This is a genomic window from Streptomyces sp. rh34, assembly GCF_002551245.1.
In the GTDB taxonomy this organism is placed as follows: domain Bacteria; phylum Actinomycetota; class Actinomycetes; order Streptomycetales; family Streptomycetaceae; genus Streptomyces.
In genome coordinates this window covers 1-7,158 of sequence record NZ_NTGZ01000336.1, presented here as the reverse complement: position 1 = coordinate 7,158, position 7,158 = coordinate 1, and the positions used below count along the sequence as shown (strand labels likewise).

Annotated in this window: 7 protein-coding genes; 2 read left to right on the top strand and 5 right to left on the bottom strand. The window is 71.9% G+C overall.

The genetic code is table 11. From position 1 onward, the window contains the following. From CR470_RS34450 to CR470_RS34430, 5 genes are all read right to left on the bottom strand, one after another. On the bottom strand, nucleotides 1-513 hold a 513-nt coding region (locus CR470_RS34450; protein ID WP_257139017.1), incomplete at its 3' end, for a thioesterase family protein. Then, the gene (locus tag CR470_RS34445; protein ID WP_097871356.1) at nucleotides 510-1,517 is read right to left on the bottom strand and encodes a 3-hydroxyacyl-CoA dehydrogenase NAD-binding domain-containing protein; all 1,008 of its coding nucleotides are present in this window, start codon (nucleotides 1,515-1,517) and stop codon (nucleotides 510-512) included. The genes CR470_RS34445 and CR470_RS34450, both read right to left, overlap by 4 nt. Before the next feature lie 63 nt (nucleotides 1,518-1,580). Continuing rightward, on the bottom strand, nucleotides 1,581-2,474 hold the full coding sequence (locus CR470_RS34440) for a 3-keto-5-aminohexanoate cleavage protein (RefSeq protein WP_179892470.1): 894 nt from the start codon (nucleotides 2,472-2,474) through the stop codon (nucleotides 1,581-1,583). Between the two features lie 110 nt (nucleotides 2,475-2,584). Continuing rightward, a complete protein-coding gene (locus CR470_RS34435) occupies nucleotides 2,585-3,499 on the bottom strand; it encodes a TetR/AcrR family transcriptional regulator (protein ID WP_097871355.1) in 915 nt (304 codons plus the stop codon). 155 nt (nucleotides 3,500-3,654) lie between these two features. Continuing rightward, nucleotides 3,655-4,545, bottom strand: coding sequence for a SigB/SigF/SigG family RNA polymerase sigma factor (locus tag CR470_RS34430; protein ID WP_097871354.1), 891 nt, complete (start codon nucleotides 4,543-4,545; stop codon nucleotides 3,655-3,657). Between the two features lie 579 nt (nucleotides 4,546-5,124). Here CR470_RS34430 and CR470_RS34425 point away from each other — a divergent pair. After that, nucleotides 5,125-5,880 carry a GNAT family N-acetyltransferase gene (locus CR470_RS34425; RefSeq protein ID WP_097871353.1) on the top strand — a complete coding sequence of 252 codons (756 nt, stop codon included), beginning with the start codon at nucleotides 5,125-5,127 and terminating at the stop codon, nucleotides 5,878-5,880. A gap of 187 nt (nucleotides 5,881-6,067) precedes the next feature. After that, on the top strand, nucleotides 6,068-7,158 hold a 1,091-nt coding region (locus CR470_RS34420; RefSeq protein ID WP_097871352.1), incomplete at its 3' end, for a PP2C family protein-serine/threonine phosphatase.

The window sequence follows — 7,158 nt, the reverse complement described above, 5'->3', positions numbered from 1 at the left end:
CTCCCGTACGGAATCCGGGAACGGGGCGGTGCGGCCCGCCCGCTGGTCCACGTGGAGCGCCAGCAGCTCGCTCGTCGCCACCGGCGCGGCCTCCGGCTCCGGGACGCCGTCCGGTGCGCCGACCACGTACAGCTCGTGGCTGAAGCGCGCCTTCTTCGCGTCCACTCCCAACAGGCGGGTGCGGACGGCGAGATGGGCACCCTCGGCCACATCGCGGAGATAGCGCAGATGCGACTCGACGGTGTAGAGCGAGCAGCCGGTGCTCTCCCGGTATCCGGCGTGCAGACCGGTCTCGATCATCATCGCGTCGGTGGCGTAGCCGAAGACCAGGACGTAGAACGCCTCGCTCATATGGCCGTTGTAGTCGATCCACTCGGGCCGTACCGTCCGGTGGACCAGGGGGAGTGCCGTGGTCTCCTCGGCGGCCGCGGTGTGTTCGGCGTCCGTGGTGCCCAGGACGCCGGTGGTGTCCACGCCCGCGATGTGCCCGTCGGGCGTCCGCTGCTCGCTCATCGGGTCGCCTCCTCGGCGGTCAGGGGCAGGCGGCCCGTCGCCCGCAGGACGTCGATGACGCCCCGGTCCCGTTCGGCGACCAGATCGGCGATGCTCCGGCCGTCCGCGGCCTCCTCGCAGCCGGCCACCACCGCCTCGTACAGGGCACGGTCCAGGTCGGGCGCTTCGAGCCGGGTCCAGGGCGACTTCAGCGACGGGCCGAAGTGGTCGAGCATGTGGGCCATCCCGCCCTCGCCGCCCGCGAGCGCGAAGGTCAGCATTGGTCCCATGACCGCCCAGCGGAGCCCCGGGCCCTCGGTGATCGACGCGTCGATCTCCGCCACCGTGGCCTCGCCGTTGGCGACCATGTGCAGGGCTTCGCGCCAGAGGGCCTCCTGGAGCCGGTTGGCTATGAAGCCGGGCACCTCGCGGTCCATGGTGATCACGGACTTGCCCGCGACGGCGTAGAAGCGCGAGGCCCAGTCGACCGCGGCGGGTGCGGTCCGTTCACCGCCGACGACCTCGACCAGGGGAATGAGGTAGGGCGGGTTGAAGGGATGCCCGACGACGAGCCGGCCGGGGTCGGCGGCCTCCGTCTGCATGTCCGTCATCGGATAGCCGGAGGTCGACGAGGCGATCACCGTGCCGGCGGGCGCGGCGGCGTCCAGCCGGGCCAGCAGGTCGCGCTTCAGGTCCAGCTTCTCGGGGGCGCTCTCCTGGACGAACTGGGCGTCGGCCACGGCCTCTTCGAGGGTCGCGGTGACGGTCAGCCGGTCCTGCGACGCTCCGGGGGCCAGGCCGAGCCGCTCCAGCGCGGGCCAGGCGGCGGAGATGAGCCGGCGCAGCCGGACGGCCGCGTCGGGGGCCGGGTCCCAGGCGGTGACGTCGTAACCGCGGGCGAGGAAGTGGGCCGCCCAGCCTCCGCCGATCACCCCGGCCCCGACACACGCCACACGGCGTACGTCCTTTGGGGCGCAGGGGGCGGCGGGGCCGTCGGGCGCGGCGGCAGAGGGGGTGAGAGTCACGGGCGGCACTCCAGAAAGGTGGTGGGGGGGAGGGGACGAACGGGGGAGAGAAGGCGTGCGTGGTCAGGCGCGCGGGCGCAGGCCGAGCTTCGCGCGTGCCTCGTCGGGCGTGGCGACCCGGGAGCCCAGGGATTCGGTGATCCGCACGGCGCGCTCCACCAACTGGCCGTTGGTGGCCTTGACGCCCTTGCCCAGATAGAGGTTGTCCTCCAGGCCGACCCGGACGTGTCCGCCGAGCAGGATCGACTGGGCGACCCAGGGCATCTGCATCCGGCCGAGCGAGAAGCTCGCCCACTGGGCGCCCCGCGGAAGCATGTTGACCATCGCCTGGAGGACACCCGGGTCGGCGGGCGCGCCCCACGGAATGCCCATGCAGAGCTGGAAGACCGTGGGGTCGTCGAGCAGCCCCTCGGCGAGGAGCTGTTTGGCGAACCACAGCTGCCCGGTGTCGAAGATCTCCAGCTCGGGCCGGACCCCGAGCTCCTGGATGCGCTTCGCGCCGGTGCGCAGCATGTCGGGGGTCGAGACGTAGAGGTTGCTGCCGTCGCCGAAGTTGAGCGAACCGCAGTCGAGGGTGCAGATGTCCGGCAGCAGGTCCTCCACGTGCGGCAGCCGTTCGAGACCGCTGACCAGATCGGTGCCCGGCAGCTGACGGAGCGGGGCCTCCGGGTCGATGACGAGGTCCCCGCCCATTCCGGCGGTCAGGTTGATGACCACATCGGTGCCGGTCTCCCGGATCCGCTCGACGACCTCCCGGTAGAGCCGCGGATCGCGGGAGGGCGCGCCGGTCTCCGGCTCGCGGACGTGGATGTGGACCACAGCGGCCCCGGCCCCGGCGGCCTCGACGGCGGAGGCGGCGATCTGCTCGGGCGTCACCGGGACATGGGGGCTGCGGCCGACGGTGTCGCCGGCCCCGGTGAGGGCGCAGGTGATGATGACGTCCTGGTTCACGGGCATGCGGAAACGTCTCCTCTCGGGGAGTTCGGGGAGTTCGGGGAGTTCGGGGAGTTCGGGGAGTTCGGGTTCAGGGTCAGGGGGTACAGGGGTGTACGGGGCGGATGCAGGCGTCAGCCGGGCGCGGGTGCCGTCAGGCAGTCGTCCACGTGGGTGATGAGCGCGTCGTGCATCGCCTGTGCGCCGGTGCCCGGGAGGCCGGGTTCGGAGGCCAGGACCTGGGAGGCCAGTCCGTCGATCAGCGCGGTGAGGGCGAGGGCCGTGCCGTCCGCGTCGACCGGACGGAACACGCCTTGTTCGACGCCTCGACGGATCACGGCGGCGACCGTTTCTCGCCACTGGCGGTAGTACTCCACGTGGAGCCGCCCGACCGTGGTGGACCGGGCGGCCTCGGCCCACAGGTCGAGCCAGACGCACCACTGCCGCCGTTGCTGTTCGGTGCGGGGCGTCTGGAGCTCGATCAGCAGGCGCAGCTCGTCCCCGGCGTGACGGGTACCGGCCGTGGCGTCGGCACGGCGACGGGTGTCCTCGTCCATGCACCAGCGGACCGCCGCCTCGAGCAGTTCGTCACGGCCGGGGAAGTGGTAGTGGATCGCCGCCGTGCTGGTGTGGCAGGCGGCGGCGATGTCCGCGACCCGGACGGAGTGGAATCCACGTTCGGCGATGAGCCGGACGGTCTCCCGCACGATCTGCAAGGGCCTGCCGCCCTCCGGCGAGGGGGTGGGCGGGCGAGAGGGCGACGGGGAGCGCACGGTCGACGGCGTGGACGCCGCACGGAACGTCCTGTCGCCCGCCGCACCGGCTGTCGTATCGCCCGCGCCGGTCGTCGTACCGATCAGCCGACTGACGTCCACGCCGCCGATGTCCGCGATCCGGGCCAGTTCGGCGGCGGTGAAGCGCCGTGTGCCGTTCAGGGAACGGGACAGCTTCGACGGATCGATGACGATCCGCCGCGCGAACTCGCGCGCGCTCACCCCCGTCGCGTCGATCACCTGCCGGACCCGTGCGGCCACCTCGTCCTGCTGCATGGTCAGCCACCGTAGCCATGTGTTGAGAAAATCTCAACATCAGCGGGCGTATGTCCTGAACAAGCAGAGCGTTGCGGTTCTGACTGATGCATCAGTCAGAACCGCAACGCTTCGTCACCCGCTCTCCGCCGCCCAAGTGGGGTGGCTCGCGACCGTCACTCCTGGACGAGCATTCCGTTCCGCAGCTTGCCCAGCATCCGGCTCAGCAGCCGGGACACATGCATCTGCGATATCCCGAGCTCCGCCCCGATCTGCGCCTGGGTCATCTCCTGGCCGAAGCGCATGTCGATGATCCGGCGCTCCCGCTCGTCCAGTTCGCCCAGGAGGGGCGCGAGTGCGTGGAGATTCTCCACGGCCTCCATGGCGGGGTCCGGCTCGCCCAGCACATCGGCGAAGGTCCGCCCGGCGGCCTGGCGGGGCCCGCTCTCCGCGCTGTCGGTCGGCATGTCCAGGGAACCCGCCGTGTAGCCGTTGGAGGCGGCGATCCCCTCCGTGACCTCGGACTCCTCGATCCCGAGGTTCTCTGCCAGCTCCTGCACCGTGGGGTCCCGGTCGAGGTCGCCCGCCAGGGACTCCTTCGCCTTGGCGAGGTCGACCCGCAGCTCCTGGAGGCGCCGCGGCACGTGCACGGCCCAGCTCGTGTCACGGAAGAACCGCTTGATCTCCCCGACGATGTACGGCACCGCGAACGAGGTGAACTCGACCTCCCGCGAGAGGTCGAAACGGTCGATCGCCTTGATCAGTCCGATGGTGCCGACCTGGACGATGTCCTCCATGTCGCCACTGCCCCGGTTGCGGAAGCGGTTGGCGGCGAAGCGGACGAGGGACAGGTTCATCTCGATGAGGGTGTTGCGCGCGTACTGGTACTCGTGCGTGCCCTCCTCCAGGACCTGAAGGCGGTCGAAGAAGAGGCGTGAGAGCCGGCGCGCGTCCATCGGGGCGATCTTCCCGGCATCCTCGATCCACGGAAGTTCCTCGGTGGCGCCCGCCTGCTCCGTACCGGCTGTCTGCGCCGTCTGTGCGGTCTGTGCGGTCTGCGCGGTCATGTCGCTTCACGCTCCCTGGTTCGTAGGCCCTGAGGCCTGTTCGCCTTCCCAGGGGTGCGGCTCTCATGCGCGAAGGAGGGAGTTGATCCGGTCATCCGGTACGAATTGGCCCGAAATGAGCCCGGTTCGGCGCTGAGACACCGTCACCCGAGCGGCGCGAACCGAGGGGGAGTCCAAGGGGTGCGCGCGAAGGAGGCGCGTGAAGGGCGCCGGCAATGAATGCGCAAACAACCGCCCCACCGGTACGGGGGAGCCCGGTGGGGCGGTCGCCACCAGAGTGCCACAGCCAGGGGGCCGTTGGGGCCGGACCGGCTCGTATTGGCCTACGGATGAGTCGATTTCGCCGCTCGCCGGTTCGGGCGTCCGTCGGGGCGTCGGGGTGCCGTAGGGTCCGGCGGCCCCCGGCGGAGCCGCGCCGGACGGCCCGGCTCCCGGTGAGCGCGGCGCCATGAACAGATGGGTCCGGCGGAATACCTGTCGCATCCACCGGCTTTTCCTGCCTGGCGGGTGCGCCGCTCGCGACCCCGGGCACCCGCTGCCGAGAACCGCGCGACGGACGGAACGAGAACGAGGAAGACCATGACCCAGAACCACGCCCGGATCCGGACCCGGATCGATGCGCCTTCCCCGCTCCACCCGCTGGACAACCCCATCCGGTCCTCGCTCACCGGCCCGCACGCGCACTTCGCCGAGAGCCGGGGGCGGATTCTGCGTTATCCCGCCGACGTCACTCCCTGGCTCGCGCTCCCCGACGCCCCGGACGCCCCGGACTGGGCCGATGTCGCGGCGCTCGCCGGGCCGGGCGGTTCCGTCGCCCTGGCCGCGTTCCAGGAGCCGCCGCCGCAGGACTGGGAGATCGTCTTCCGGGCCGAGGGCGTCCAGCTGGTCGACGCGTCGGTGGACGCCGCGCCCGATCCGGAGGCGGTCCCGCTGGGCCCCCGGGACGTGCCGGAGATGCTGGACCTGGTGGCACGCACCCGCCCCGGCCCCTTCCTGCCGCGCACGGTCGAGCTGGGCACGTATCTGGGAATCCGCCGGGGCGGCGCCCTGGTGGCGATGGCGGGGGAGCGGCTGCACCCGCCCGGCTGGACCGAGATCAGCGGCGTCTGCACGGACGAGTCCGTTCGGGGGCAAGGGCTGGCGAGCCGGCTGCTCCTGGCGGTCGCGCACGGGATCCGGGAGCGCGGTGAGACGCCGTTCCTGCACGCCTCCGCCGCCAACACCGGGGCCGTCCGGCTCTACGAGTCCCTCGGCTTCCGGCTTCGCCGGCGTACGGAGTTCCTCTCCGCCCTCGTCCCCGCCACGGTCCCGTCGGCCGACGGGACCGGGACCTGAGGCACCCCGGGCACGGGACCAGGGTCCCGGGCCGGAAGTCCCGGGCGGGACCTTCGGCAGCCTCTCGGGCACTAAGCCCTCCTGCGCGGAGGCCCGCCTCCCGGTCAACTGGAAGGGACCGGCCGAAACCGCGGGCGGCGCCGAGAGATCAGCGGGAGGACGGGCCGTGCCCATGAGGTTGCTGGACATGGCGCAGAAGCGGAACGGGGTACGGCACCGAGGCGGTGGTGCGCCCGGTGCGGACGCGGGCGTCGCGGCGGTGTCCCAGAGCCGGATCGGCAACTGGGCGCTGGTCGGCGGCCTCGTGCTGCTGACCGTGCTGGTCGTGCTCCTCGACGCCACGACCGGCGACGACCTGCGGGTCGTGCCGCTGCTCGTGGTCGTCCCCGCACTGGCCTCCGTCTACTGCAGCCTCCGCCAGACGATCTGGGTCGCGGTGTGGATCACCACGGTCGTCGTCGGTTTCCGGGTCGGCGCGGACGGCACCTTCTGGGACTTCGCCTTCGGCATCGGATTCGCCGTACTGGCCTGTGCCCTCGGGGTCGCCGCCTGCGCGGCGCGCATCCGGCACGGCATCGAGATGGCGCGGCTGCGGTCGGCCGCCGTCGTCCTGCAGCGCCAGATCCTGCGACCGCTGCCGGTCGTGACCGGCCACGTCCTCGCGGACGGGCTCTACGTGCCGATGGAGGAGGACCGCTTCGTCGGCGGAGACATCTACGAGGTCGTCGAGTCGCCCTACGGGACCCGGGTGATCATCGGGGACGTCCAGGGCAAGGGGCTCGCGGCCATCGGCGCCGGATTCGCGGCCATCGCCGCCTTCCGTGAGGCGGCCATCCGTGAACCCACGCTGACGGGAGTGGTGGACGCGCTGGAGGACGCCGTCGTCCGGCACAACGTGTTCTCCGCCCAGACCGGTGAGGCCGAACGCTTCGTGACCGCGCTCGTGCTCGGGTTCGACGAGGGGGGCCGGGTGGCGGCCGTGAACTGCGGGCACCTGCCGCCGCTTCTGCTGCACCACGGCCGGGCCTCGGCCGTCACCCTCCGCCGGACCTACGTCCCCCTCGGTCTCGCCGGACTCAGCCGGGAGACCCGTACGACCGAATCCTTCGACTTCCCGCCGGGCGCGACGCTCCTCGCCGTCACCGACGGGGTGACCGAGGCCCGCGACGCCGCCGGCGCCTTCTACCCGCTGGACGAGCGGATCGGGGCCTGGGCCGGGCACGGGCCGCGTGAACTGCTCGACGCGCTCCACGTCGATCTGGAGGACTTCTCCGGAGG